The organism is Corynebacterium sp. HMSC06C06, assembly GCF_001807295.1.
GTDB classification, from domain to species: domain Bacteria; phylum Actinomycetota; class Actinomycetes; order Mycobacteriales; family Mycobacteriaceae; genus Corynebacterium; species Corynebacterium striatum.
This window is the reverse complement of the sequence record NZ_KV788450.1, coordinates 1-748: the sequence shown is the minus strand read 5'-3', so window position 1 is coordinate 748 and position 748 is coordinate 1. Positions and strand designations below refer to the sequence as shown.

Genomic DNA, 748 nt, shown 5'->3' with positions numbered 1-748 from the left:
CAGTTTCGCTGCTGTCATCACGAGCTGACGGCGGGTGATCTGCAACCCACGGAGGGATTCCACTGGCCCGGAAGTGTCTTTCGGGATGCTTAAGGCTTCCCCGGTGAGCACCTGGCGGGCGGCAGCGACAGCATCAACGGGGTCTGATTTGCCGTCCCGGCGTCGAACGGCCCGGGTAGGGCGTAAGACTTCTACGACTGAGTATTTCTGGGTGCGAAGGTGGCGTGTCAGGCCTGCTCCATAGGAGCTGGTTCCTTCCACGCCGACGGTGGTGACACCGTAGGTTGCCATGAACTCTGAAATCGCCACGTAGCCAGGGTTGGTGGCGGGGAAGGTGTCGGTGGCGATGTGCCGGCCGGTGTCCGAAATGACGGCAACAGTGTGGGTATCGGTGTGGGTGTCGATTCCGGCGACGGGGCCGGTGGGGCAGTCGAAAGTGGTAGGCATTGGGGATCAGGTCCTGTCTGTGAGCAAACGTGCGGGTGACCCGCGATCCGGGGTTTCCGGGCAGACAAGACGCTGATGGGACGACTACACTAGACACCTGCCGGGGTGGTCACGGTGGAGACGTCACGCTCCTATAAGGTCATGGGCGGATTCACCGGATTGCGGTACAGGGGCGGAACTAACATGGAAGACAGATCACGCTGAAGGCACATGAGGAGATCATGGCCAGTCAAGAAGTGGGTCATTCCACGTGGTTCCGATCCTGTATTCCCATTATCAGCGTCAAGTTGTTTGTGTGTGG

The 748-nt window shown here is 60.0% G+C and carries 1 protein-coding gene; it reads right to left on the bottom strand.

The window, feature by feature from the left end:
* Positions 1 to 447: IS110 family transposase (locus tag HMPREF3153_RS00240; RefSeq protein ID WP_141740881.1), on the bottom strand; the 447-nt coding region annotated here is incomplete at its 3' end.
* Between the last annotated feature and the right edge of the window lie 301 nt (positions 448 to 748).